29 protein-coding genes are annotated in these 26340 nt (G+C 54.3%); 7 read left to right on the forward strand and 22 right to left on the reverse strand.

Features of this window, described 5'->3' with window-relative positions; genetic code table 11:
• Positions 1–197: 197 nt before the first annotated feature.
• The 17 genes from GMST_RS17385 to GMST_RS22650 all read right to left on the reverse strand — a co-directional run bounded on the left by GMST_RS17385 (position 198) and on the right by GMST_RS22650 (position 13119).
• On the reverse strand, positions 198–1805 hold the full coding sequence (locus tag GMST_RS17385) for an IS630 family transposase (protein WP_183355967.1): 1608 nt from the start codon (positions 1803–1805) through the stop codon (positions 198–200).
• A 70-nt stretch (positions 1806–1875) separates the two neighbouring features.
• Entirely contained in the window at positions 1876–3678 is a 1803-nt protein-coding gene (locus GMST_RS17390) for a phage tail tape measure protein (RefSeq protein ID WP_183355968.1), read from the reverse strand.
• Positions 3679–3688: 10 nt separating this feature from the next.
• Positions 3689–4075 (reverse strand): hypothetical protein, encoded by a 387-nt coding sequence (locus tag GMST_RS17395; protein ID WP_183355969.1) that lies wholly within the window; start codon positions 4073–4075, stop codon positions 3689–3691.
• 180 nt (positions 4076–4255) lie between these two features.
• Positions 4256–5263 (reverse strand): hypothetical protein, encoded by a 1008-nt coding sequence (locus GMST_RS17400; RefSeq protein WP_183355970.1) that lies wholly within the window; start codon positions 5261–5263, stop codon positions 4256–4258.
• A 47-nt stretch (positions 5264–5310) separates the two neighbouring features.
• Positions 5311–5637 (reverse strand): hypothetical protein, encoded by a 327-nt coding sequence (locus GMST_RS17405; protein WP_183355971.1) that lies wholly within the window; start codon positions 5635–5637, stop codon positions 5311–5313.
• Between the two features lie 24 nt (positions 5638–5661).
• Positions 5662–6414: a Mor transcription activator family protein gene (locus tag GMST_RS17410; protein WP_183355972.1), complete on the reverse strand. Its 753-nt coding sequence runs from the start codon at positions 6412–6414 to the stop codon at positions 5662–5664.
• A gap of 60 nt (positions 6415–6474) precedes the next feature.
• Positions 6475–7065: a hypothetical protein gene (locus GMST_RS17415; RefSeq protein ID WP_183355973.1), complete on the reverse strand. Its 591-nt coding sequence runs from the start codon at positions 7063–7065 to the stop codon at positions 6475–6477.
• 2 nt (positions 7066–7067) lie between these two features.
• Positions 7068–7391: a hypothetical protein gene (locus GMST_RS17420; protein WP_183355974.1), complete on the reverse strand. Its 324-nt coding sequence runs from the start codon at positions 7389–7391 to the stop codon at positions 7068–7070.
• A 182-nt stretch (positions 7392–7573) separates the two neighbouring features.
• Positions 7574–7804 carry a hypothetical protein gene (locus GMST_RS17425; RefSeq protein WP_183355975.1) on the reverse strand — a complete coding sequence of 77 codons (231 nt, stop codon included), beginning with the start codon at positions 7802–7804 and terminating at the stop codon, positions 7574–7576.
• On the reverse strand, positions 7804–8193 hold the full coding sequence (locus GMST_RS17430; protein ID WP_183355976.1) for a hypothetical protein: 390 nt from the start codon (positions 8191–8193) through the stop codon (positions 7804–7806). Before GMST_RS17430 ends, GMST_RS17425 begins: the two co-directional genes overlap by 1 nt.
• A 10-nt stretch (positions 8194–8203) precedes the next feature.
• Complete coding sequence (locus GMST_RS17435; RefSeq protein ID WP_183355977.1) at positions 8204–9055, reverse strand: ExeA family protein; 852 nt, start codon at positions 9053–9055, stop codon at positions 8204–8206.
• Positions 9056–9098: 43 nt separating this feature from the next.
• A complete protein-coding gene (locus GMST_RS17440; RefSeq protein WP_183355978.1) occupies positions 9099–10784 on the reverse strand; it encodes a hypothetical protein in 1686 nt (561 codons plus the stop codon).
• A 66-nt stretch (positions 10785–10850) separates the two neighbouring features.
• Complete coding sequence (locus GMST_RS17445; protein ID WP_183355979.1) at positions 10851–11771, reverse strand: hypothetical protein; 921 nt, start codon at positions 11769–11771, stop codon at positions 10851–10853.
• A complete protein-coding gene (locus GMST_RS17450) occupies positions 11771–12076 on the reverse strand; it encodes a helix-turn-helix domain-containing protein (protein ID WP_183355980.1) in 306 nt (101 codons plus the stop codon). Before GMST_RS17450 ends, GMST_RS17445 begins: the two co-directional genes overlap by 1 nt.
• Before the next feature lie 12 nt (positions 12077–12088).
• Positions 12089–12322, reverse strand: a complete 234-nt coding sequence (locus tag GMST_RS17455; protein WP_183355981.1) for a hypothetical protein — start codon at positions 12320–12322, stop codon at positions 12089–12091.
• 76 nt (positions 12323–12398) lie between these two features.
• On the reverse strand, positions 12399–12836 hold the full coding sequence (locus GMST_RS17460; protein ID WP_183355982.1) for a hypothetical protein: 438 nt from the start codon (positions 12834–12836) through the stop codon (positions 12399–12401).
• A 55-nt stretch (positions 12837–12891) separates the two neighbouring features.
• Complete coding sequence (locus GMST_RS22650; RefSeq protein ID WP_183355983.1) at positions 12892–13119, reverse strand: helix-turn-helix transcriptional regulator; 228 nt, start codon at positions 13117–13119, stop codon at positions 12892–12894.
• A 65-nt stretch (positions 13120–13184) separates the two neighbouring features.
• Here GMST_RS22650 and GMST_RS17470 point away from each other — a divergent pair, with 65 nt between their 5' ends.
• The 3 genes from GMST_RS17470 (at position 13185) to GMST_RS17480 (ending at position 16010) form a co-directional block, all read left to right on the forward strand.
• Entirely contained in the window at positions 13185–14015 is an 831-nt protein-coding gene (locus tag GMST_RS17470; protein ID WP_183355984.1) for a helix-turn-helix domain-containing protein, read from the forward strand.
• On the forward strand, positions 14016–14471 hold the full coding sequence (locus GMST_RS17475; protein WP_183355985.1) for a hypothetical protein: 456 nt from the start codon (positions 14016–14018) through the stop codon (positions 14469–14471).
• Positions 14472–14879: 408 nt separating this feature from the next.
• Positions 14880–16010 carry a glycosyltransferase family 61 protein gene (locus tag GMST_RS17480; protein ID WP_183355986.1) on the forward strand — a complete coding sequence of 377 codons (1131 nt, stop codon included), beginning with the start codon at positions 14880–14882 and terminating at the stop codon, positions 16008–16010.
• Between the two features lie 256 nt (positions 16011–16266).
• Here GMST_RS17480 and GMST_RS17485 read toward each other — a convergent pair whose 3' ends face one another.
• The 3 genes from GMST_RS17485 to GMST_RS17495 all read right to left on the reverse strand — a co-directional run bounded on the left by GMST_RS17485 (position 16267) and on the right by GMST_RS17495 (position 21570).
• Complete coding sequence (locus tag GMST_RS17485; protein ID WP_246399800.1) at positions 16267–16602, reverse strand: hypothetical protein; 336 nt, start codon at positions 16600–16602, stop codon at positions 16267–16269.
• 1234 nt (positions 16603–17836) lie between these two features.
• Positions 17837–18127 (reverse strand): hypothetical protein, encoded by a 291-nt coding sequence (locus GMST_RS17490; protein ID WP_183355988.1) that lies wholly within the window; start codon positions 18125–18127, stop codon positions 17837–17839.
• Between the two features lie 455 nt (positions 18128–18582).
• On the reverse strand, positions 18583–21570 hold the full coding sequence (locus GMST_RS17495) for an ATP-binding protein (RefSeq protein ID WP_183355989.1): 2988 nt from the start codon (positions 21568–21570) through the stop codon (positions 18583–18585).
• 301 nt (positions 21571–21871) lie between these two features.
• On the opposite strand from GMST_RS17495, the gene GMST_RS17500 reads away from it, so the two are divergent.
• Positions 21872–22555 (forward strand): type 1 glutamine amidotransferase domain-containing protein, encoded by a 684-nt coding sequence (locus GMST_RS17500; protein WP_183355990.1) that lies wholly within the window; start codon positions 21872–21874, stop codon positions 22553–22555.
• A gap of 84 nt (positions 22556–22639) precedes the next feature.
• On the forward strand, positions 22640–23551 hold the full coding sequence (locus GMST_RS17505) for an alpha/beta fold hydrolase (RefSeq protein ID WP_183355991.1): 912 nt from the start codon (positions 22640–22642) through the stop codon (positions 23549–23551).
• 207 nt (positions 23552–23758) lie between these two features.
• Here GMST_RS17505 and GMST_RS17510 read toward each other — a convergent pair whose 3' ends face one another.
• Both GMST_RS17510 and GMST_RS17515 read right to left on the reverse strand, forming a co-directional pair.
• A complete protein-coding gene (locus GMST_RS17510; RefSeq protein WP_183355992.1) occupies positions 23759–24100 on the reverse strand; it encodes a YciI family protein in 342 nt (113 codons plus the stop codon).
• A gap of 267 nt (positions 24101–24367) precedes the next feature.
• Entirely contained in the window at positions 24368–24781 is a 414-nt protein-coding gene (locus GMST_RS17515; protein WP_183355993.1) for a winged helix-turn-helix transcriptional regulator, read from the reverse strand.
• A 111-nt stretch (positions 24782–24892) separates the two neighbouring features.
• Here GMST_RS17515 and GMST_RS17520 point away from each other — a divergent pair, with 111 nt between their 5' ends.
• Together GMST_RS17520 and GMST_RS17525 are read left to right on the forward strand one after the other, a co-directional pair.
• Positions 24893–25663: an SDR family oxidoreductase gene (locus tag GMST_RS17520; protein WP_183355994.1), complete on the forward strand. Its 771-nt coding sequence runs from the start codon at positions 24893–24895 to the stop codon at positions 25661–25663.
• A 9-nt stretch (positions 25664–25672) separates the two neighbouring features.
• On the forward strand, positions 25673–25960 hold the full coding sequence (locus GMST_RS17525) for a DUF1330 domain-containing protein (RefSeq protein ID WP_183355995.1): 288 nt from the start codon (positions 25673–25675) through the stop codon (positions 25958–25960).
• Positions 25961–26340: the final 380 nt, after the last annotated feature.

The raw sequence follows: 26340 nt of genomic DNA on the forward strand, positions 1-26340 counted from the left end.
CGCCGGGGGAGGCGTTAACCGGTGCCACCGACAGGTGCACCATAGGAGGTGTGGACCATGGGAAAACGGTCTGAAGCAACAGATGATGCGCGGCGCCATAATCCAGCCATCGGAAACGACATAACAGGCCCTAGTAAAGCCTTTGATACCTTCAAAAATATCTTGATTACAGAGCTACACTAAGAGGTGTATGGCCTTCACATCTTCTTATAAAGCCCGCCGGCTAACTTTTCCAAATTGAACTTCTCCCTATCCCAGATCTTGTTTCCAGCTCTTTTAGGATTCTCCTGGTAGTACCGATTCCGCTCCTCGAAATGCCTAGCCATAGCATCCTGCATCTCTCTAGCCGAGGCATAATTACTGTTGCAGATTACAGCCCGCTTCATGCCACAGAAAACAGCTTCGATGACGTTCAAAAACTGCGAATTCGCAGGCAAAGGGACAATTTCAATAGTAGGGCTAGCCTGCTGATTATTATGGTTAGAAATCCAGGATCTTACCATTCTGGAGGAGTGCATTCCAAGGGCATCCCATGTCAGATAGATCTTAGAGCACATGCTATAATCCGCCGCGAGCTTTTCCAACAAAGAGACTAGTGCTTCGCTGCCTTTATTATCTGTGAATAGCCAGGTAATCTGGTTCGACAACGCTTCGAGAGCTGCAACAAATTGCACCTTTCCCCTAGATGTCTGATGTTCTGGGATTATGTCCGTTTCGTTTGGAGGGGTTAACTTCCTTCCGCCATACTTCTTCACCCTATAAGGCCCCACCTCATCTACAAAAAAAAACCGCTCCCCCGGCGAGAGTCCGTTTAATGTGTGGAGGACACGCTCCACTTTCGATTTATATCCTGGATCTGGGCTTGTTAACACCTTTCTGGCATGCTGCCAACTATAGCCTGTATGCTTGATTGTGGCCTGGACGATACCTTTTGAGATACCATCCCCATACTCACTCTTATAGGCCTCCGCGATCGTACCGTAGGTCCAACTGCTTCTATTAATTCCGTAAACAGATGGCATCTTGTGGAGAATGTCTATGACTCTCGTACTTCTCACCTCTCTGGCATCTATTCGAGCTTGGCTGAAGGGCTTAGTCAGGATGAAATCAAGGCGCTTAGCGTTGAAGTCTCGGTGCCATCTATAGATGGTTCGCTCAGCGGCGTTTGTCTCCAGGCCAACATCAAGCATGGTCCGGCCAGCGTCCATCATTAATATTGCAGTTGCTTTGGCACTATGTTTTTTATGATTTCTAGACCTATAAAGTTCCAGGCGATATTTTTCCTCTTTACTCAGGGGTGGAGTAAATTTGAGAGAACCTTTCTCCTCAGATAAGTCACAGAGCCTTTTGAATGCGTGAGCAAAAGAGGCTTTCACATCGGGTGCTATCAGTGGACTTGCCGCGATTACCTTACCCAGCTCCCCCAAAGATGCTGAAGATCTTCCCGCAACTATATCAAGGGTAACGGATATTGTGTATTTATGACGTTTTTGTGCTTTCTGAGGCACCGAACTGGTGCCTTGACTCCTCTGGCCATACTTTGGAACCAACCCCTCAATTCCTCTCTCTTTGTATGCCCGTAGCCAATTGTAAAAAGTCCTCTGTGGAACGTTCTTTATGGCGCAGTATTTTTTAGTCGCCTTATGGACAGCGAAGTGACTTCCCTCGAGGTTAGCTTCGTGCTTGAGAAATATATCCAAGTATTCTTTAAGGAGTAGAAAATGAGTCTCCGCACGTATCCTTTGAAAGTCTGGAAGATTTCTTATCTCCTCCATTTCAACGCAGTACCTGATTCTAGGATCCATAAAAAAAGCCTCCCTTGAATTAGCGGAGGCATTATAACGGCTTAGAGTGAATTTACAAAGGTCATTGTTCTCATGGCACCGTTGTCATTGCAGAGAAGAAGTCTCCGCGAGGGATCATGGTGATGCGCGTGTTTATGCTACTGGTGCGGCTATTTACTCTCCCTGCCGAATCAATCTGTAGATCGATGTGGATGTCGTTTTTCTCCTCCTTTTTCCATGGGGCACGAAAAGACCAATTGTCGGGGTGCTGGTCTGCGTTGAACTCCCCGCTTCCGCCCGAAAGCTTATCTAGATATGAGCCGGTGTAATAAGCCGGAATGGTTGCCAGAGAGTAGATCCCCATCTTGTTGAGCCAAGGTAAGATCCTACCGGCCGTCTTTACGGTCTCCGCATTTGCTGCGGGTCCAGGACCTGAAACGCCTAGATCGGAAAAGCTACCCGGCCAGTTGGTGACAAAAACGGGAGTTACCCCCGTAGCAGCCTCTACGGCCTTACCTTCCGCAAGCCCCACTCCGAGCGAAGCGAAAGAGGTTCCTCTCAGTCCCTTGAACACCTTACTGCCGAACTTTCCCGCCTTTACCAGGTTATATAGTCCGTATCCGCCTAGCACTCCGGAGATGCCGGCAAGACCATAAGAGGTGGTCTTGGCCAAGCTAGGGTGAGCCTCGTTGATCTCCCCGATCTTTGCGACGATTTCGTTCAGGTCCTTCAGCACTTCCGTCATAGGTGCGAGCATCGGGTCGAAGATGGTAGCCAGCGTGGTTTTGGAGGTACCCCCCAGGGCGGTGACCGTAGCCGAGAAGCCCTTGAGCCGCTCAGTCATCTTGTCTTCGGCGCTAGCAACCTCGAGGACCTTACCCTTGACAAATTCCCAGGAACCAGTGCCCGTCGGCATGAGGTTGAGAGCAGCTAGACCACCCTGCTCACCAAAAATCTTTTGAAGAAGAGTCAACCTCATTTTCCTGTTGTAGCTACCAAGTGACGAACGGAGGCTTTTAATTATTTCATGAGTCGGTAAAAGCTCCCCCGACTTGTCCCAAAATTCTAACGGCGCCTTCCCTTTGCGCGCCAAATCACGATTCATAGCGGCCATATAGCGTTTAGAAATACGGGTTGCACCGGTAAGTCTCTCATAGAAATCCTTGAGACCGACACCTGCATGAGAACCGAGCTGCCCCTGCTCGCCTAAAACTGCAAGACCCGTCAGCATGTCCTTCCATGGTACCCCATAAGCATTGGTATAAGGCGCAGCATAGGGAAGCGCTGCTTCAAGCTGTGGCATCTTCATACGCCCGCTCATAACATGTTTCTGAATCTCGTCGGATAGCTCGCCGTAATCTTTTCCCTTAAGGTGATAGGGAACTCCGACGCCAAGCATGATGCCCGCTGTAGTTTCGGGAGCTGTCTTGGTGATGGTTGCAAGCACCATTGCGGCGCGCGCTGCGCCCTTACCTATTACGTCTTGGAACTCGACCCCCGAAGTCATCAATTCTCTTTGAGTATTCACTACGTCAACGGCAGAGAACGGAGTGATTTTTTGCAAGTCGACCGCGGTGGAGCGCACCTGCTGCAATTCCCTCCCAAGGGTGTTGGCGTCTTTGCCTGAGCGCAAAAGGCTCATTCGGACATCGATCATCGATTCCTGAAGGTCTGCGGCGGCCCCCACTCCCGGCTTCATCTTGTTGACGGTGTAGTTAGCGATGGCGAGGGCCTTAAGGCCCCGAGTAGCATGGCGCTCCATTAGCTCAAAGTTCCTAGCGGCTTCCTTGCCGGCAACTCCAAGTTGTTGAATATTAGCTTTGGCACGCGAGGCAACCCCGGAGAGGAGATCTACCATAGTAAGCTGCATTGCTAAACGGAAAGTATCACCCATTATTGCACCTCTAAAAGTTTTCGGCCTTTTGACTCAGTGTTATTGACTGCGCCAGTTCAGATATAGGTTTTATGTAATCATCAGGAGTTATGATCCAGTGAAATTCGCACAGGATATCGTTATCTTGGGTGTAAAACCAGACATTAAAAAAGCTAAGGTCTTCAGTCGAATTGGCGTTCCACCCATAGATCCTAACAAAATTCCCATTGGCGACCGAGATCTCAGCTAGGGAAACCAGATAGTCCAATACAGTGATTCCCGGATAGTAAGTTGACGCTTGCTGTACCTTTCTGATTGCTCTTCGCAATTCCGGTCTCGACTCGGTTTTACCGGAAGGGTCATCTGCAAGACCATAATCTGCGGAAGTCTCGAAAAAATGCGTGCTTTTTTGCCCCATAGTTTTCTCCCGTCATAATTGCAAGAGGGGGGCAGCGCGTAGCTGGGGACCTCTCGACACAATCCCAGGTGGATCATTGACCCGAACCGGTCACCACGAGCCCCTCCGAAGGAGAAGAAGGGCTGATTCATCGCCTATGACCCACCTACCTCGGCAATGAACCTGAAGCAGCTTGAACCGTTAGAGGTTCAAGCCAAGATCCTTTATGCGCTGTTCGATATCAGCCAGAGCGGCCAAGGGGTTAAAGGAGGTTCTGGAAATCATCAGGCCCGTGCCTCTACCACTCTCCTGTCCAGCAAAAGCCTTTAAATCAAAGACGGGGACTTCGGGGCATCTCGGATAGAAGCCCAGCACCTTCTGACCCGGCGCAAGTTTGTTTATGAGGGCGTCCAGTCCCAGGAGCCTCATGTAACCTTCCTTGAGTTCCTGGCCAGCTTTGACGAATTCGGCGCCGGCGCTTTCCGCCTCGGCTTTGAGGAAGTGGAGCAGGAGAGCCTGTCCGGTCTGTTTCAGGTCGGTAAGCGTGGCTTTTTCGCTCTCTAGCTTAAGGCTGAGGCCTTTGATGCACTGGTCAGCGTCAGCAACCCTTTTGCTGCACAAGCTCCTGTCCATCTCCTGGAGCTGGATCTCTCTTTCGACCTCACCCAGCTGCTCCGCAACATCGATCCCCATGGCAGCGTCCGCAAGCAGACTTTCGCGGCGCTGGGAAATCTCCTCCAGGTTGGGGCCGGAATTCTGCGATATCATCTGGCTCTGCTCCTGAATGGCCTTTTCGAGTGCATTGACCCTGATTGTGGAGGAAGCGACCATCATCTGATGGTCTTTTACTTCTGCAAGACTTGCTGAGAAGGTAAAGGCGTTGAGTCTGGTCTGAAGGTCGGAAAGCTCTGCACGTAGACGGCCCTCCAACTCTGCGGCCGACATCGCTGCCGCAGAGGACTCCTGAAGATTTTCCTTCAAAGCCTTGAGATCCTCACCGTCCCTCCCCGTGATGTCCTGCTCTATGCCGCCCCTACGATGAATGAAGCTCTCCAGCCGAGTGCGAGCATCAGCCGCCTTGATCTTCAGGGCCTGCACGTCCCCCACCTGGTTGAGCTCCTGGGTTATTGCTGCGATCCGTTGTCTCATCGCCTGTTCGCTAGCAATCCTCTCCAAGGCCGATCCTTGCTCTTTTTCCGATTTCTTCATTTTGTCTCCTTTGTTTGATGAGCCCTTTGGCTAAACCTTCAGCGATTTTACAGTCGCCCCGAGGGGAGCGGCAGCGCCTCCATGAATACCTTTTCCGTGATGCCGAGGTCCTTGCACACTCCCTTTTGATGAGGCAGCAGTGTTTCGATCATGGCGGCTGCAACGGGATCGCTCTGCGCCTCAGAGGACATTGCCTGCATGAATTCCAGTTCGGTGAGGCCAAGGATCTCACACACTTGCCTTTGGACTTCGGTAAAAGAATCTTGACCCTCCGCATTCCGGGCTACCTTGACACCGCCTGTCCGTGCGTCCTCCATTCGCTCCAGAGTTACTCCTAAATTTTGCATAACTACAACTTCCACTGATGTGAGCATTAATTTCCACCTCCATCTAGCTATTTATGTCTTTAATGTTTGTGTTACTCGCCTCTTAGCTTCTTCCCTCCGCTGCTCCCTTACTTTCTTAAGGATGTCGTAAATTTGCCTCGGTGTGATGTTATGCTTTGCTGCCAGTTCCCTATGAGATGCACCATTCTTGAACGATGTGTAAATTTCTGCATTTCTCTCTAATATTGTGTTACCTATCATCGTAGGAATGTAAATATTAGAAATGCCCGCCCAACAATGGGCCAAGTGCTTGTATATTTTAGTTCCGATGACCATAGCCAGTTGCTGATGCACCCCGTAACGGCAAAGACCTTCTATGACCTCGGTTTCTATGTCTTCAAGAAATTCTTGGCCAAAGGCCCGATGTTTTTCGTTTCCTGAAGGTGAGTTGGTAGTAGAGCTTACTCTCCTCTGAGAATCCAATCGAATCTGCTCTCTGGTTTTATGAAGGATTTTACCTATATCCAATACGGACAGGCCATGTTTACATGCAAGGTTTTGGCAACTCCTCCCGTTTTTATACTCTGCGTAAATGTCTATATTTCTCAGATTATTTTTTTTGCTCAGTTTTTTAGGGATGTAAATAGCCATGCCACCCCATTGGTGCATCAAATGTTCCGAGACTCCTTCTACTATAGCTATCGCTGATTCCTTCTTAATACCTTCAAGACAGAGTAGTCGCGCAATTTGAAATTTCAGATCCGTCAAGAACGCTTCCCCGACAGCTCCTTGCTTAGCACGTCCGTTAAACCTTTCAGTTGCCATTATTCCCTCGCTTTTTGCCCAATCTGACGATCCCCGCCGATGTAGTCCTACGATCCTGCTCTACTTATTTATTCGGTTCCATGAGTACCCCGGCGAGGTGCGCCAACTGCAAGAAAAACAGCGATATACCTCCTCGTCCCTCTGATCAAACTGACGCTCCGGCGCGTGGATCATATACCCTCCGCATTTTCGGCAACGTCCGATGTAAACGGCGACTTTTCTTGGTTTATGGGCATTTAAGCACTTGGTAAAGCTTTGCGAAAGAGGGGCAGATATAGGCTGAGACTCCTGAAATTCAGGAAACAGAACTGACAGCAGGTCGTCAAGTTCGTCTTCATCAATGAGGCTGTCACCTAGGTCGTCACTATGATAACCAGCTTGCGTTTGCGAGTAATTGCTATCCTCGTGTTGGAGTTGGTCCAAAGCAAAGATCTCTTCCAGGGTCTGTTGTAAGGAACGAGTAAGAGCAACCTCTATTGGCTGTGCCTGATCATGCAGGCCGTTACAACCTTTGCAGCGCAGATCACCAGTGCTGGACTCGGAACGCAGGCGATTGACCTCGCAGTTTTTGGCTGTGATCCACAAGCACAAGCGGTTGCAGTAGGATGTGTTCAGCCTGATCCATTCATCGGCATTGAGGGCCATGTGCATCTTTAGTGCTCCAAGAGACGTTTGATGCGTTCGTCAAGTAGGTCGATTTCTTCGCTCTGCTGCTCAACGGTTTGAACCAGCCTGTCATACGACTCCTTCTCCATGACGACAAGACCGGCCTGCTCAAAGCAATTCAGGACCTTGGAAAGCTTTATAGCTGGTATGGTTCCTTCGTGCCTCCCATCAGCCGGTAGCTGGCCACAGTATTTGCGGTCAAAGTTCATGACTGAAGTAAGGAGCGGCTTCAACTCCGGGCTGTCCACTATGTTTGTTTGCAATAACCCCATAATCTCAGCCGCTATTTCATTCCATTGCTTCGCTGCCATGCTGCCCCCCCTTCAAAACGCCCGCGCATCAGCCGGGCTGATAGATGCGGTTAGGGCCGGTAGCCACAACCGTATTAAAACAGCCTTTAAAATCCCGTCATTTCGTATTTACCGTCACTCCCCACACCTACCCTGGCCTTGGCTCACAAATGCTTTGTAAAGGTGAAACTTGGTCATTACTTCTACCCGGGCAGGGTATTTAAATAGACCTCAACCTTTTCCAGGTGCTGAGGGATGGCGGCGAGCTGTTTATTTGCAAGTTCCATGAGTCCCCACCAGTCAACGTCTACTGCATACGATGACTTGTCAGCTTGAATCTCGGCTGCAAGTTCCATGACCTGGAACAGTGCCTTGATATTACTGAGTTCTCGCTGGCCGATACTCAGTTCTTTTTCTGCTTCTACCTTTCTCATTACTCCCCCTCAGATTTCAGACAAGACTCGCAATGTCTTTTGAAGTAGCTACGCAAGGTGTTTTCCGATGGAACTCGTTTGGCCCCAAACTCTTCTATCAATTTTTCATGTATTTCTTTGATAGTCAGGAGCTGACCCAAGTCATTGATAAAAGCCCTTAGCTTCAGGTCTCTATCAATTTTCAGCATTCGACCACCCTTGCGCGGCAGGAAATTGATATTGCCTGAGTGGATTGCCCCTTGAAACTCAGTTGCAGAACGCTGGGATACAAGATCCAAGGCCGCGCAAAGAATTCGAATCCCATCAGCTGCGGTTAAGCCGATCAGGCCACTTACTATTGTCCCCGCATGGGCTTGTATTTCCGTACTGGACAACTTCTTGTTTCGCATGTTTTGCCCCTTAAATCGCTTCGATAATCTCGGCTGTAACCCGCGGCTCGCCCATCTCTTGGGCTAGGTTCAACGCCCTTGCCGTATAATTATTGACGTGCAGCGGGTAGGCGTGGGAGACCTTTGTCTTTCCGTCGCGTGCCGTGCTTGTGAGCCTCCGGTCCAGAGCCTTGAACGCTTCTTCATCGAAGATATCCTCTATCCTTACCCCCACACGCTTGAACTTTGTGGCGAGATAGTCCCGCAGATTCCCGTTGAGGCTTCCCATCTCCACGACTTGGACACGGCGAATCACTTCGCGCATGTTGACATGTCGCGCTTCATCAAACTTCTCCTTCAACTCAGGCTGACCAATCAGGATAATCCCAAGCAGTTTCTTGTAGCCATCCTCGAGCTCATAAAATCGCTTAAGGTGTTTCAGTGTCGGGATGGTTAAGTCGTGGGCTTCCTCCAGGATCAAGCAAGAGCGGTAGTTGTTTTTCGTCCGGTCCAGCAGCAGCCTTTGCACCTGTCTGGATTTATCTTCCGGACTCCCTTTAGGTTGTTCGGAAGAGATATCCCTTATGATGGCTTGGCAAAGAGAGGCGACACTTACCTTAGACTTGTCGATCATCTGGGGATAGATAACCAGGGTGGTGCCGTCCCGCTTAAGCTGCTCTATCACCTTCCGCCTCATGACGCTTTTCCCGCTACCAACCTCCCCGACAACGGCCAGGAACCCGCTGTGATTGGCGGCGTCCAGCATAGCCGCCTGGACGTAGCGCGCTTCGTCGCTCATGTAGACATCAGCATCCTTTTGAATATCGTCGATGAATGGATCGCGGAACAGCTTGAACTGTTTCTTAGCATCTGTTGAAATCATCTCTACCTCCCCACTTAGTGAAATATTTTCCCAAAATCGTGACTTACCGTGATTGGGCTGCTGTTACTGGCGTCCGCCACTCTTTTCCCGCTGAGAGGAGCGCCACCACCTCATCTGCACGCGCCGCTTCGATGGTCGCTCCGAATTCCGCACGCAGAGACTGGTTTAGGTCCCTCGTCACTTGCACGTCGGCAGCACGAAGACGTTTAAATAACTCCATAATTGGCAGTTGCTGCGGCACTATGGCGCGATCCAGTTCTATCGGTTGCCCTTTTCTGGGGAAGATGGCAAGGTTGTCCACCTTGTCAGCAAACCCCTCGAAGGCATTCAGCCCATAGAAAGGGGTCTCCTTTTTCCGATCCGGGTCCGTATTGCCGTAGGCCAACGAGTCCATTCGTTTATTTGCCTTCTGGGTTGCCGTTTCCGGCTGTGCTTTATATTCCTGCCCGATAATGGCCGCATTCACGGAAAATCCACCCAGCTCTGCCGGCAATTTTTCTATAGCCCGTGCCTCGAAACGGCTGTTTTCATAAGCCAATGTCACTATCCCTTCACGCCATTTAAAGAGATTTTTGATAACCATCACCTTGGCACCATTGGGTATCCCAAAGCTCCGAAGGTTAAACTCTTTATTCTGGAAGGATATCCGGCCATTTGAAACGGTCCGCTCTTCTTCGGGCTTATTGAGGAGGTCCCGCAATTCCTCACGCGAAGGGAGTTCGCGGAGTTGCTCATTTTGGATGCTCAGCCACATCGAGAGCCGAGTGAACCCATGACGGCTGTGTTTTTTAGTTGCGTTGTACCAGAGACAGAATCCGAAGGCCTTGCGGTTGAGATCCTCCAAGGAACTTGATGGATCGATCCTCAGCCTTGTTTCGAACCACTCCTCCCAGATGTTGTGCGTTACCTCTACCGATCCTTGCCGACGCGAGTTCCCGGTCTTCCCCGGCAGGATCAGCACGTTGATACCTTCCCAAAAGGGGAGCCCTAGTGCCTTGGCCTTGGCTCGGCAGCCGCCATCCATCAGCATCATTATCGGTACCCCCCGGAAAGGGAAACGCCCATCAATCTTCACTTCCCACGCTGAGCAGACGAAATCGAACAGGTTCTCGGCTGTTTCTCCATCTGCCAGGTAGTATTTGACAAAGAAGAATCCAGAGAAATGGTCGGTGATAACGTATCGCTGCAACGGCGTCTTGATTTTCTTGAAGTTTTCAAGTTTATTTTTATAAAATTCATCTTCTCGCATTATTGAAATGCCATTGTCTGATAAGTAGTACTGAATACAGGTCGAAACGTCAGCGCTATGAACATGGTTCGGATACAAGCTTCTCATCTCGGTGTGCGGTGTGGCGCTGTTCTGGCAATTCGTACTCATCTGTTTTTCCCGTAGGTTCCTTTGAACCGTGCCCAGTGAAACCGCTCCTCGATTGATAAAGCCATTGTCAATTGCGAATTCCAGCGCGTTCTCCACCGGGGAGATAACCCCCTTGTTCTCTCGCCTGGTTTGTCGGAGGAATGATCCCACCACTTCAAGCTGATCATCAGCCAGTATCCGCTTGCCTTTGTCTGCTCGCACCTTGCGGCCGCTAGTGAACCCAAATTCGCGTGCTATCCGCATTGTATGCCCGTAAGAAAGGCCCCTTGGAAGTCGGAATTTGTCGACGATTTCCCGACGCTCTCCCGGTTTTGCTTCCTGTAATTCAAAAACCATGTCCCTTTGCCACATTTTGCCCTCACTAACGGAGAATTCACTGCTTCTCAACCCTCAATTAGGAGGGATGCTCGAAGTCGCTTACACCTTTTGCGCTTCCTCCCACCTTTCATACTCCTCCAACAGCTCAGGATTTATGACCGGATCGCCTATCTCTGTTACCACGGTGTCGTAGAGTGCGAGCGTCTGCATTTTCAAATTGTGCACTGTAGAAATTACGGCAGCGCGCATGCGCGGTGTAAGGTCTACAGGTAACTCATTATGCAGTTCGTTCGGTTCCAGCGCGATCAGCGCCCCCTGGATCAGCACTCGGTATGCCTCGACCCGCTTTATGAAATTGTCCTCGTCAGGGGTGAGCCCCTTGGAGACCGCTTGAGTCTCAATCTTGATTTCCAGTGCGGCTATTTCCCTTTCCTGGTCACATATCTTTTTCTGCTTAATCTCCAGGAGCCTATTGGCGGCCGCTTTCGATTTTGCCGCCTCATCCTTGGCCTGCTTGTTTTCGACCACCACTTGTTCAATGAGGTCTTTGATCTCCTCACGGGAGGCTGATTCTAGGTTGATCACTTTGCCTTCCTTAATTTCCAGACGCTTTTCTTCGGGAAGCGATGCGTACCCGAGGAGATCCCGGCGGGTGAAGCCGAGAAGTGCAAGAAGTTGCACTTCATCGGGCTCCAGATTTCGAGCAATCTTCAGATCATTGAAGCCCGTCCGGCGCTTGATGCCCTGCTGCTCAAAATAGTCATCAATGCTCTTAACCCCAGGGATTTTCAGGTAGTTCTTGCTATCTATCAATTGCGCGAGCTGTTTCATTTCCATGAATTCAGCGAGCAACTGCATTGATCTGAAAGCTTGTATGCGGCCCACTTTTAGTGCACACTCGTGCACTCCTTGAAGGCTCTCTTTCATCTTTTCCATCTCTTGGTCCGCATCTGCCCGAGCCACACTATAAATTTCATCGACGGCCTGAACTTCCGCCGGCGCTCCCAGTTTCCGCGTCATTAGTTACTCCTCGTGATGGATATAGACTCCAAATCCTGTCGTTTCCTGGCTATCTCACCTTCCAGGTTGCTCTTCACCCTCGCCCAGAAGATGGCCAGTTTCATCCCTAGCCGGTAGGCTCCGCCAACCTGCTGAACAAAGCCTGCTTCTTCCAAGGTAACCAGGTGGCACATGACAGTACCCAAAGCGATATCTACGGCCCTCCCGATCTCCGGCCCCGTGGCCAGTTCCTTCTGGGTGGCGAGGAACTCCAGGATTTGAATTGCCTTTGACACTGCTTCAATGCGCCTATACGTCGTTTTCATCTATTGTCCCCCTTAGGTTCTCAACCGCTCGCACATCCGGTCATAGCGCTCACCCGCTTGGTCACAGAGCTGGGCGAGTTCAGCCAAGGTCACATCTCCAATGACTTTGCCCATCTCAGCTACCTCTTGTGCCAACATGTAGAAGGCTGGGCCATTCCATCCTAAGGCGTTCGCGCAGGGCTGTAAGGCTTCGATGATCTCAGACTCCAGCGCCTCAATGTCCACTCCAGCTTTTTTACCGTCCATTGTCACTTTCCTCACCTAGGTTCACTTGTCGTAGCTTACTTATGCGGGCCAGCAATAGCAGCTCCGAGAAACTGACCTATTTCAGCCCGCGTTTCTGTCTGATGCAAAGAATCTTCGTTTGGATTATCCGTTCCTGTTCTTGGAGCCGAGCCAGTTCGATCAGATCCCGATCTTCAGGGTTGAGAATGTCGCTGCCCAACGGTTCTAGGAGGTAGCGGAACGGCTCGAAGGTTCCTGTTACGAGGCAAAACGCTGCCAGCGTTTCGGCCTTGATGCAGTAGTCAGGGTTTGAGCTCGTGTACTTGTCCAGCATTTCCTTGCTGATGGTTGACCGGGTCAGCCGGCTTATCTCGCTGGAGATCCTGTAGCGATCCAGGCCGCTTTCGCTGATTGCCCGCGACAAGCATTGGCGGAGCCCTAAGCCAATATCCAATGCCCCTTCCGCCATACCGGTATCAAATAGCCCTTGCTGACCTGACAGCCCCTTATCCTTTCCTGTAATTCTTTTGGACATTTACGGCTCCTTTTTCGGCTGTTACAATCAAACAAAATTTGATAAAGTACGAACCTCAGGCCGCCTTACGTTTGCGAGTATCAGGCTTGTTAGGCCAGAGTTCCTCTATGGAGACGCCCAGTGCCCTAGCAACAAAGATTCGAAGACGCGGAGACTTTCCGCGGCCAGCTATTACATGGTTGATAGCGCTTCGATCTACCCCTGCCATCCGAGCGATATCGGACTGGGATACATCTGCATCTACCAGCAACTTCTTTATTTTTTTGGTCGTCTTCGTCAACATGTTGACAAAATATCGGCATACGGATGTTTTGTCAAGATTATTATCGTTATGGGGATATTTAATTTATGATTGGAAGCCGAATCGCAGATTACAGAAGAGGGTTAAAGTTCAAAGTCGCTGAATTTGCGCGAATTATCGGGATATCGCAAGGGTCTTTGTCGGATATTGAAAACAACAAGACCAAGCCATCAGCCGATACCATCGAGGCTATTGTTCGGAATACGGATATAAATCCTGGGTGGCTATTGACCGGAGTAGGGCCAAAGAGGACGGGCGATTATAGGACAGGGGATGGCAGACCTTTCTCTTCTTCCAAAGACACGGATCAAGGGGAAATAGATCATGATGTAATGTGGAATGTCGTCAATGTGATACAGCGGATATTAGCAGGGCTGGGGATTGACTCGAAGGTCTTCTCTCAAGATAAACGTATAATTATTCAAAACCTTCTTTACGCTGACTCAAAGCAAAAATCAGGGCAAGTTGACGAAGTATATGCTGCCCTTTTAGGGCGGCTCACGCTTTGCGAAGTATGTGAAATAAAGAATTTAAAGTTAAGATGGCAAGAAAAATGGAGAGTCTGGCCAGGAGTCGGCCAGGATCTAGACGACGTTATCATTTCGGTAGAGGCCCCTCCAGGCCTAAAATGCCCTATGGAAGGGAAGCCAAGAGAATATATTACCGATAGGTTTCCGGTAACGGTCTACTGCACCGACTACTATCGTAGACTGATCGACGATGGTTCATTGATTCTGGTTGAAGGAGAACCAGGGGGCAACCCGGCCCCAAAAACGCCTGTAAAACAGGGTGCTCAGGTGACACAGACGGTTAGCGGTACAGGTCATAGTGTGGCTGGTCGTGATATCGTTGGGGGAAGCGGGAGGACGAAGAAGTAGATGACCGATTTAAATGGTAGCCATAACAGCGTTAACCAGGCTGTTTCAGGTGAGAATAACCAAGTTGCGGGCCGAGATATCATTATTCATATCAAGGACGATCAAGGCGAAAAGCCATTTCCGTATAACCCTAACTTAATCGCCTGCCCAGCATGCGAAAAGCAAGGTATATATCGCGGCGCAGACACATGTCCTCGCTGCCAGTACAGCTTCTCAAAAGAACGATTGAGAGTTCTAGCTGAGCAGCGGCAAAGGCGCGAGCAGGGCCTTCAACTGCTAGTGCTCTTGGGGGCTGGGGTGCTTGCTGGTGCGACTCTCATCTCCCAGGTATTCCATTGTGGTGTCCTAAAGAGCCTTGGCGGCGGAGTTATCATTGTTATGGTGATTGATTGGGGAGGTCTTTTCCTGTGGGTGAGTGTCGTAGCTGCATTGAAGAGGCGACAGGGTAAGATTTAGGCTCGGATCGGCCCGGGTACGGCAATAATTCAATCTTTCAAGTTTCATTTGAAAACCACCTTTTTTACAAGCGATCACCAAGTTATCTACAACCACCTACAAGACCACTTATAGCATTTCTCACTACTTACTTTATGTCATCGTCCGTCAAACAGAGTTGGTTGATGCGTGACTCTTCAGTCAGGCCAAGGAGATATTTTGAAGAAACTGTTGTTGGTTGCGCTGCTGGCGCTGAGCTAAAATCAGCAATCTTCCACTAAACTAGCTGGCGGCTCTCCAGCTCTGCCGACTGATCAGTCGCAAACAGACCCCCCTCCCCTCCTTTCCGGTTCCTGGTGACAGCGGACTGCGGCCGTCCTATAATGGCGGCCGCAGCACCCGACTTCACCCGCCCACCGGAGGCACTTCATGAAACACGGGCTTACTGAAGCAGAAGCCAGGGAGCGGCGCCGGCTGGCGCGCCAGGTCTCCTCCTCGCTGCTCGGCCCCATCGCCGGCAAGATGCCCTACTCCAGCATCGAATCGCTGGAAAAACTCTCCTACCGCCCCGAACTGGCGCGGCACATCCTCGACATCCTCCCCATGCTGCCGGCGGACCTGGTGCGCCACCAGGTTGAGCGCAGCTATCCCCCCTTCATCCGCACGGAAGCGGTCTTCGAGCGGCGCAACCTGTACCTCCTCAAGGACGTGGTGGTGTCGCCCCAGTCGGGGATGGTCTGGCTGGAGAACAAGATCGTCGAGGAGAGCGTGGGGTCCTTGCGCCGGATCATGGACTGGGGGGAGCTGCTCCACGAGCCCCTGCTGCCGGTAACCGAGCTGCCCCTTGAGGACCCGGTGCTGGTCTGCCACCCGGCAAGCTACTTCCACTGGCTCATGGAGGTGCTCCCCAGCGTCCTGTTGGCCCTGGCGAGCTTCCCGGCGCTGAAGATCCTCACCCCCGAGCAGTGCCCGGGCTACCTCGTGCAGGGGCTTGCGGCAATCCTCGGCCCGGAGGTCCTGGAGCGCGTGGTCACCGCCCCCGGCCCGGTCCGGGTGGAGCGGCTCATCCTGCCGCAGTACCCGGCACGGTCCGAGTTCGTCCACCCGCAGGTACTTAAGTTGCTGCGCGGCGAGGTCCCGGCGAAACTTCTCGGGGAAGGCGCGCGCCCGGCGGGAGGCGATTCCGGGGAGGTCTTCTACGTCTCGCGGCGCAAGGGGAAAAAGCGCCGCTTGGCGGGAGAGGATCTCCTGGAGGAGCGGCTCAACGCGCGGGGGGTCAGCGTACTGCACTGCGAGGAGATGACCTTGAAGGAGCAGGTGCGCACCTTCCAGGGGGCGAGGATGGTTATCGGCACCCACGGGGCCGGCCTGAGCAACCTCATCTGGTGCGAGTCCCCCTGCCGGGTGGTGGAGATCTTTCCCCGCAACTACATCCTCGACTGCTTCGCCTGGCTCAGCTTCAGCATGGGGTTCGACTACCGTCACATCATCTGCCAAAACGGCCACGAGCTGGACCAAGCAGCCGTCGCGTCAACCCTCGATTTCTTGGGCTACCCCTAGGGCAGACGCCAGAGCAAGCGCGACATTCCGGGAGGTGTTGCAAAAGGTTGCCAACCCGCATTCAGCCGGCCCCGCGTCTCCCCCTTTGGAAACGGGGGACAGGGGGATTCGCTTTAGCCGTTGCCTTAAGGTTCACCCTCCCGCCCATGAGGAGCAACCGTCGTCAGAAACACGAAAAGGACTCACAGCACCGTTGCCGTGAGTCCTTTTCGTGTTATACCGGCCGTTTTCGTTGTACCGGTTCATCGTCCGCCGTTCAACCGTCCTGGGGTCGTTCTGCCTGCGTGGCGTTGTGAGCTTCAATTTCTGCCTTGTTCCTGGGGTGGGTCCTTCTTTCCTTGGCGGTGTCGAACCCCGAGACCAGCAGGATGTCCGGATTGGTGACCGCTACCATTTCCAGAAGAGAGGCGATCTGGTCCAGGTAGAGGATCAGTTGCGCCTGGAGCAACTCGCGCTCCGCGATCACGATCCTGCTGCCGTGCATCGACTCGTGGAAAACGTAGTCGTGCTTGTCGGCCGCCGCAAAGAACGCGATGATGAGCGCCAGGTTTGCGCCCCACACCGAGTCGGGGACCCTGTTTTTGTCGGACAAGGCGGTCCTCACCCTGCTGACAAACTGGTGGAACTTGGTCGGCGGTAAATGTCGAAAGGTTCGCATTATTCGGTAGAGTTGATTCGCCACGGTACCTCCTTCTTCGCTTGGTGATAGCTTAGATTAGTTATTTTTAATTCACTTCAAGGATACAGGCTTATGCGTGCAGTGCAAGCGTCTGCTCGTTTTTTTTTGAAGGCACGATCTTTACCCTCTGGGAAAGTGGGTCTATGATCCCTCCTCAGACAACTCCCCATGCCGTTGCCACGGAACAGCACTTCAGATTAATTTCGGGTACATAGCAACTCGATAATCCCTACATCGCGCTCAACACCATGTGAACCGCGAGTTACGCCGTGTGAACCGCGAGTTACACCGTATGAACCGCGAGTTACGCCGTATGAACCGCGGTCTACACCGTGTGAACCGCGAGTTACACCGTGTGAACCGCGAGTTACACCGTGTGAACCGCGAGTTACACCGTGTGAACCGCGAGTTACACCGTGTGAACCGCGGTCTACACCGTGTGAACCGCGAGTTACGCCGTGTGAACCGCGGTCTACGCCGTGTGAACCGCGGTCTACACCGTGTGAACCGCGAGTTACACCGTGTGAGCCGCGAGTTACGCCGTGTGAACCGCGAGTTACGCCGTGTGAACCGCGAGTTACGCCGTGTGAACCGCGAGTTACGCCGTGTGAGCCGCGAGTTACGCCGTGTGAACCGCAATCAAGAATTACATTGTGTAACTGATCGATATTACAGGAGTGGGGAAGCGCGCTCTTTAGCCGGCAAAAGAACTCAAACGTTCCCCACTTTGGAAAAGGGGGGACAGGGGGGATTCGCTTTTTGGCCCCGCAAGAACTTCAAAAGCAGGCAACCAGCCCGCAGCCCGCTAGGTATCACCCCGCCCTTCCCTTCCCCGGTGCTGATACAGACCGCCCGGAGTGGTTACAAAAAAGCCTCCATTACGGAGGCTTTTTTCGTATCTGCAGGTGTTGAGAGTTCTGCTGGAATTTGAGGTGCGCCAGAAAAGCCCTTACTGCGAGTGATTCACTCTGGAGACGAACCGGATCTGAGATACCTAAGGGGTCAGCCGTCGTTCTGTTCCGAACAGGTTACACAAGTTACCCGTGCCCCCGTCCTCCCTGGCGAGCAACTGGCCGATGGTGCGCGGAGCTGCCTGTGCCGTTGCAATGAGTGCAACCCAAAAGCCGATGCAAGATGCGAGGCAAAATCAAAATTCTTTTGGTATCGTTCCGGTCAATATATAGGCTGAGCAACTCACACCCTTAAAAAACGGGAAAAGCAGGATTTCCCCCGTAATGCCTGCGGCATCTGCTTTGTAAGGTATTTCCTTGATTTCCCAGTTTCGTTTTGCAGCTTCGAGCCGGAGTTTCTCCAGACATCCCTGATGGGTGTAGGCGCTAACAGTGACGATGGCTGGACGGTCTGCTGCCGCCGGCACAATGCTGTGATTCGCACTGCACCCGGACAATAAAATTACCAACAGAGCTAGCTTTTTCATGTCCCCCCCCTTGGTTCCAACCTTCAAGACGTTCACCCCACCTTGGAGCTTTGGTTCTTGGGGCTTTTTTGCGCTGCGGCTGTCGGTCGCTACAGTAATGGTAGGCTGAAGTTCGGCTCTTGCAAGGGCGGTACTAAGGAACGTATCTCTAGCCTATAGGCGTCCCATTGCACCCCACAAGCTCGAGGCCCAGTGGGATCGGGGCGACAGCGTCTCCACCGAGGAGCTGCGGGTGGCGCTGCGCCGCTACCGGACCTTCTTCAACCGGCTTTTGTCCATCTGAAAAAACAGCACTCATATACTTAATAAGGAAAGCCTCCGCTAGGAGGCTTTTTTGTGGTTCATCCGGGAATTTGGGGAACCAAATCCCCCTCACCATTGACGGGAGAGGGCAAGGGGTGGGTGAAGCTGAAGAAGGGCGAAGCTGCCACGCCACCAAAACTGCCGGTTCATCGTCAATCGTTCATCGTCAAGGGGTTCCCTGTCGCAGCTCCCTCACCTGCGGTTGCCTCACCCGCAGTTGCCTCGGCGGGCTCCGGGTCCGGTTCGTAGCCGAGATAGATCAGTTCGTGCAGCTGTTCCGAGTTTGCATAGCTCCGGTCCTCCCGCAGGTCCGGGATATCCTCCCACTGGTACACGGTGTCGAGTTCGCCAGTCAGGTCCCGCAGGATCAGTTCGCTGCTGTCGTGACGGTATTCGTACAGGTACCAGTTGTTCGCCGGCTTGAGTCCGAGGATGCGGTTAACACCGAAAGGCCTGGTGATACGGTTGGTGCGGTAGTTGTAAAGCGCCAGCCGTTCTTTCAGCATCAACAACACGGTGTCGGTGCTGGGAGAAAAGCCCAGCCTCAAATGGGACTTCCGGAAGAAAAAACAGGCCCCCGACAGGGGAAACTCCTGGTAGTTGTCGAACTTGAAGTCGACCCGCTTGAGCATCACCGAGTAGAAGTAGTACATCCGACGGTTGGCCGGGTCTACGCCCCAGATCTCCGGGGTCATCTCGACCGACCCCTCGCTGGAGAGATTTTTGTTTATGACGTGGGTCTCGTCGGTCACGCCGGCGACGAAGCTGTCGGGGGCGCAGGTAAGCCGGCGGCTATCGATGAACGGCTGGTTGTTGAGCTGCAGCCCTTCGGGGATCGGATTTTTGCTGCCGATCCTGCGTTTCACCAGCCGCCCCGGACTGACATGGTCCTCGTGGGCAAGGCTCAGGTAGTAGTCGGTGTCCCTTTCGCTCGACAGGTACACGCGCACCACCCGGGTGCTTTTGTCCAGCCCCAGATTCTTCCGGAGGTTGAGCAGCGCGGTGAAGCTCCCCTGCCCCGGATGGAGGTCGGCGCGCAGCATGTAGCGCACATCGGGCCCATAGACGAAGAGAAAGGTGTCCCGATAGGGAAGGTCGTCGCAGGCAACGAGGTACGGAAACATCGGCGAGTAGAACCTCGTCGCGGTCCCTTGCTGAAGGTTTGCCACAACGATGTGTCCCTTACGGTCGTTCAGCAGGACGTGCCGGTCGGTCGCATAGTACCAGAGGGGCTGGGCCTTGGTATCCAGGCCCTGGATGTCGTCCAGGGGGAGCTGATCGGAATAGGTCAGGGTGACCGGTTCCGCCTGGATCCGGAAGCGCTCCCTCACCTTCGCCTCTGCCCTCTCCAGCAGAGCCGGCGTATGGATCTTCCTGCGCAGCATCTCGGCCTTGGGTCCATTCCCCGCAATAAGCGCCGCCTTGTAGGCCCGCACCAACTCCTCCTCGGCGCGCTCGGGGGGCAAGCCGGCCTCGCACTCATCCACACTCAGGGTAAGCTCGCTTCGTTCCTGGTCCGGCAGGATCGCGAGCCTTTTGCGGGCCGAAGCGAGCAGGCGTCTGGCCGTAGAGCTGCCGCACTCCTTGGAGCGGGCCTGCTGCAGGAGCCCGTCGATCTCCCGGCGCGCCCTTTCCTGCTCCGCGCCCAGGAGCATGAGGTAGTCCTCGGAGAATTCCGGGTACCCGTGGAAGTAGTGCCGCACCCCCTCGAGCAGCTGGAAACATGCTTCCCGATTGCCCCGCTCCAGCGCCGATTTGGCCTTCACGAAGTCGAGCCAGGCCTCCCGTGCCGCGCGCTCGGGGAGCCTGAAGAGCCGCTGGTTGTGCGACAGGACCGAGAACAGGCGCGAGACGGTGCAGGCCTTTTTCAGCCATTGGGGGTCCTCCTGCCGCGAGAACCAGAGCAGCACGTCGAAGCACTCTCCCCAGCACGCCCCCGCGGCCAGCGTCTCGAGACTTTTAAGCTCTGAGGCGAGCTGCTCCTTTTTACGCCGCGCCTTCTCGTGGGCGACCAGCTCCCTGATCGTTTCGCGTTTCTCCGTGTCCCGTTCCTGGAGCCTGGCCAACAGGTCCAGCCTGGCCTCGCAGCTTTCGGTCGCCCGAAATTCCTGCCACAACATGGAAAGCTCGTCTCTCTCCTTGCTGGCGGTGTGCGCTTCCAGGATCTCCCGGGCGGCCGCGAGTCCCGGGTATACCTGCAGCGCCTGGCGCGCCCGAAGCGCCGCCGCGGCGAGGTCTCCCCGCTCCACCGCGGCAAGCGCCTCGTTAAAAAGCGGTTCGGCTTCCCGCTCGAGCGAGCCCTCCACAGCCTTGCGCAACTCGGCCAAGCCTCCCAGGAACCCTTCCCGCTCCTCGGCCATCCTGATCAACTGCAACGCGAACGAGTCGTTACCGTCCCGGTGCGAGAGGCTTGCCCAGGCCAGGAGCGCTTCCTTCCCCAGGTCGGCCGGCAGCAGTGCGTCGAAGATCATCCCCGCCTCCGCCAGGTTTTCGTTGCGGTAGTAGGCAAGAGCCAGCAGCTCGCGGATACTTCTTTCCTTGAGAAACTTCCTGGGCTGGGCGAGCAGCATCTCCACGGCACTCGAATAGGCTCCCAGCTCGTCGAGCAGGAGGCGGGCCGCTTTCGCCAGCGTCTCCAGATCGGCGCCGCTCTCCAGCCGCAGTTCCGCCAGCACCTTTTCCGCCTCCGGATAGTCGTACTCTTCCAGCAGGAGTTGGCCCCGCTTCAAGAGATCCGCGGCCGAGCCGGCGGGCTCAGCTTGCTTTTTGGCCTTCTCCTTATGCGGTTTGCTTTTTGGGAGCGGTGGTTCAGGCGGTGAGCCGGCAGACTGAAGCGCCTTCACCGAGAGCACAGAGAGATGTGTGTGGCAGGCGTCGATAGAGGGGAGAGAGGAGTGCTTGATCAGGACGATCTCGTCCGTGTAGGGATGGGGCGCCAGGTAAAAAGCGCCGCCGTAGTTTTCCAGAAGCAGGTTTTGCAGCCGGTTCTTGATCAGGTAGCCGCGTTCGCGGTCCGCCTCAGACAGCTGCCTCGCGGTCGGATTGATCCTCTTGATGAGGGAGATAATCTCTTCCGACGCCGGAACCTGATTGGAAACCATCAGAGCTTCGGCGGACTGGACCACACGTTCCCATACCATGGGCGACCTCCGTTTATATTAGAGTTCGCCAATTCTACCGAGTCTTGCCCCGTGCGCAAGGGATGAACAGGGAATGCGGAGTCCCTTATTTTATCTGCTCCAGCTGCTTCAGCCTTTCAACGTTTGCCTTGCCGCTCGCGTCCCCCGTGGTCACGGCCTTTTCGTACCACCTGCGAGCCTGAGTCAAGTCCGGTTTCTCACCGAAGACCCAGTTGCTCCTACCCTTGGCAATTAGAAATGGCTGTGAAAATCTGGCCTGAGGGTGCAAAATAAGCAGATGGAATGGCAGAGGAGATGCGCCATGAAAATTCTCATAGTTCTAACTTCCCATGACCAGCTCGGAAACACCGGGGAAAAAACCGGGTTCTGGCTGGAAGAGTTTGCCGCTCCCTATTATGTTTTCAAAGATGCCGGAGCGACGATCACGCTGGCTTCTCCCAAGGGAGGTCAGCCACCCCTCGATCCCAAAAGCGACGAGCCTGCAAACCAGACCGATCTCACCAGGCGCTTCAGCGACGACCGCGCGGCGATAACTGCGCTCGCCAACACCAAGAAGCTCTCCGAGGTTTCGGCGCAGGAGTTCGACGCCATCTTTTACCCCGGTGGGCACGGTCCGATGTGGGATCTGCCGGATAACGCCACCTCTATCGCGCTCATCGAGGACTTCGCGAAAGCCGGCAAGCCGGTCGGTGCCGTCTGTCACGCGCCGGTCGCGCTTCTCAACGTCCGCGGCAAAGACGGGCAATACCTCATCAAGGGCAAAAAAGTAACCGCCTTCACCAATGAGGAAGAAGCGGCCGTCGGACTGACCAAGGTCGTGCCGTTCCTGCTGGAGGATGGCCTCAAAGAACGCGGTGCGGTCTTCAGCAGGGCCGCCAACTGGGCACCGTACGTCCAGGTAGACGGTAAACTGGTGACCGGCCAGAACCCGGCATCTTCGGGGCCGGCGGCGAAGGAGTTACTGAAGCTGCTCCGTAACGCCTGAGCGACCACCTGACCGGGCAAGTCGGTCAGCCTGGCGTTGGACAGGAAGAATGACGATTGGTCTTTCAACAATGGGAGGGAGGACATGCTCAGATCTCTGCTAGGAGCGTTAGTCATACTGGCCTTGGCATTTCCGGCGGCAGCACAGGTTAAGCCGTATCCACCCTCGTTCCGAACGCAGGAGATCCAGACCGATGGCGCGACGCTGCACGTGCGCGTCGGCGGCAAAGGTCCAGCCGTGGTCCTTATACACGGGTTCGGCGATACGGGCGACATGTGGGCATTGCTTGCAGCCGACCTCGCACGTGATCACACGGTTGTCGTGCCCGATCTGCGCGGCTTGGGGCTCTCGTCGCAGCCAGCCGGCGGCTATGACAAGCGGACGCAGGCCGCCGATATCCGCTCTGTGCTGACCACACTCGGACTCGACCGAGCAGCGATTGTCGGTCACGACATCGGCACAATGGTCGCCTACGCCTATGCGGTACGCTACCCTGAAAAAACCGAGAAGCTCGTAGTTATGGACGCACCGGTCCCCGGTATTCCGCCTTGGGACTCCATCGTGCGTCTGCCGGCTCTGTGGCATTTCGATTTCGGTGGCCCGGACGCGGAGCGGCTCGTAGCTGGGCGCGAGCGCATCTATCTCGACCGCTTCTGGAACGAATTCGCAGGCGATCGCACGAAAATAGACGAAGCCACCCGGGCACATTACGCGAAGCTCTATGCGCGTGCTGGTGTCATGCACGCAGCCTTCGCCCAGTTCAACACGATTCGCCAGGATGCTGAGGACAACAAGGCCGCGCTGAAAACGAAGCTCACCATGCCCGTGTTGGCCATTGGCGGCGAAAAGTCGTTCGGCGCGAATGAAGCGGTAGTGATGCGCAACGCTGCCACGGATGTGACCGAAGTTGTCGTCAATAATGCCGGGCATTGGTTGATGGAGGAAGCGCCATCGGCCACGATCACAGCCGTTCGAGATTTTCTGTCGAGGCCCTGAGCGCCGAGAAGGGAAGGAAAAGCGGGGAGGTATCAGGTCTAAATGTGGTTCTTCAAGGGGACGCGCCTGAATCCTGTAAAGGTCAAACGAGTAGAGCCTGGTATTCGACATTTGAGAATTACAGGATTACAGGGGCGTCCCCCTCAGAGGCCTTACAGGATTACAGGGGCGTCCCCCTCAGAGGCCTTCTACATCAACACTCCAATCTCACGAATCTGGATCAAACCCGAATACTCGAAGCTCCTGATCGCAGCGACACGCTTTCGCGATACGTGCGGCCCATGCGATGGCCTCCTTACTTGAGGGGAGCTCAAGCACCGTAAATCCGCCATTAAGCGGAGGCGCCCACGGGTAACCTCCCTCAGTGACTAAGCCATTGGCCGAGACAAGGACGGGCGGTACTGTTTCATCAATACCGCCGCCGAAGACATAGATGCCTGCCTCCTTAGCCTCGCGCATCACCGCGTGAGCGTCTCGCCCCACCGCATCTAACTCGCTGTTGGCTACCTTCATTGCGGCACTAGGAAATGAAATGAGATACTTTGCCATGATCTTCTTTCTCCAAATGCCATCGTCCAATCGGCACTCACACGGGGACCGTCAGAGGGACGCCCCTGTAATCCTGTAATTCAAGAAAAAACCGTTCTTGTAACAGCTGTCTTCTAAACGCCCCGGCCCATTATAGCATGACAGCGGCACCTACTCGCTTCTCTCTAATCCCACCGCCTTAATGCGCACGGGGTGCGATAATTCGCGGGAAAAGAAACGCTATGTTGATGGATAGCAATCATGCGGTGGACCAGGCGGCGTCTGTTCCTAGGCTTCCTCAAACGAGGCTTGACGGGGTGCGTCAATTTCATCGGCGCTCTCAAGGTGATGATACTTGGCAAGGTAGTGCCCGTACTCGGACTGCTGGTTGCGCCGGGCGGCCCAGACGAGAAGCGCATCCAGGGCGGGACAAAGCTCCCTCCCCTCTTCCGTCAGCGCGTAATCCACTTTTGGGGGAACCTGGGGATAGGCGGTTCTCTTTACGATGCCGTCGGTCTCAAGTGCCCGCAACTGCTGGATGAGCATCTTCTGGGTAATCCCGGGAATGCTGCGCTCGAGTTCGGAAAAGCGCATGGTGCTGTTTGCGAAGAGATTCATGATGATAAGCAACTTCCATCTCCCTTCCAAAACCTTGAGGGCGTCCTGAATTCCGACGGCTGCAGAAGATGCCGTAATACTCATAACTATCCTTTCAGTAGGTACCTTACTTTTTTGTGAGTACTTGACTAAACACCACCATAATCCGAAACTCGGCACAGGTCAATCACAGGAAGTTCATTGAAGGAGAGAGTCATGACACGAGAGTTCGAAGGACAAAAAGCGCTGGTGACCGGAGGTACCAAGGGGATGGGGCGGGCAATCGCCCTGCGTCTCGCCGAAGGCGGGGCCGACGTCATGGTGGCGGCCCGGGAGATCCCGGAAGATTTCCCGCTGCCGGGTATCGCGGCCGACCTGAGCAGCGCCACGGGGAGCGAGGCGGTCGTTCGCCAGGTACGGGAGGCGTTTGGCAGCCTGGACATCCTGATCAACAACGTAGGTGGGTCTAAGTCGCCCGCCGGCGGGTACCTCATGCACACCGACGAGGAGTGGCACAAGATGTTCGAACTGAACCTGTTCGGAGCGGTGCGCCTGGACCGCGGCTTTCTTCCGGACATGGTGTCGCGGGGGAAAGGGGTCATCATCCACATCTCGTCGATCCAGAGCCACAAGCCGATCTACGACTCCACCCTCGCCTATGCGGCAGCCAAGGCAGCATTGAACAACTACAGCAAGGCACTGTCTCTCGAGGTGGGGCGCCATGGGGTGCGCGTGAACGCGATATCTCCGGGATTCATCGAGACAGAGGCGGCTGCCTCTTACGTGAGCCAGATCGCAGAGTCCCGGGGGATCACGCAGGACGCGGCACGGCAGGAGATCATCGACTACATAGGCGGAATCCCGCTGGGCCGGACCGGTCGCCCCGAAGAGGTAGCCGAGCTGGCGGCGTTTCTCGCTTCCGACCGGGCCGCCTGGATAACCGGTGTCGAGTACCGTATCGATGGCGGGACCATCCAGACCCTCTAGGAGAAACCGATGGCGACCTACATGGTGTTTGTCAGGGAAAGAGTCAAGGAAGCAGCGGAAATCGAAGAGTACAACAAGCTGGCAGCAGGTTCGTTGGCGGGAAGATCGGTTAGAGGCCTGGCGCTTTATGGTGCCGTGCAAACCCTGGAAGGACCGGAGGCGCAAGGAGTGGTGCTGCTGGAGTTTGCTGACCGTGAGCAGGCCCTTGAGTGGTACAACGGCGAGGCGTACCGCACGGCGCGTGCGCACCGGTTTCTGGGCGCGGACTACCGCGTCATCATGTTCGAAGGGGTGTAGTTTCGGAACCGTTCTCACCACAGAGGACACGGAGGGACACAGAGGAAAAACAACGGCGGGGAAAATCCTGAAAACGGGTTCGACCTGCTTCGCCCAGGCGGTTAAGGCCGGACGGCTTCCCCACGGGTTTCAGGTTTTCCTCAGTGTTCCTCTGTGCGCCTTTTGTGGTTAAGTACACTGAGGATTCCTAGTTCGCGGACGGTTCCTCAAAGCTGATCCGACCGATCTTGCCTGTCCGCGACTGACGCAGGAACGCTTCGGAAGCCCGATTCAGATCTATCTCTCCACCTGGGAGGGACCCAGAGGGACGCCCCTGTAATCCTGTATTTCTCACAGAAGAAGACACCCGTCGTCAAAACCACTCACAATAATTTCAGTAT

This window comes from Geomonas silvestris, assembly GCF_014193515.1.
GTDB classification, from domain to species: Bacteria; Desulfobacterota; Desulfuromonadia; order Geobacterales; family Geobacteraceae; genus Geomonas; species Geomonas silvestris.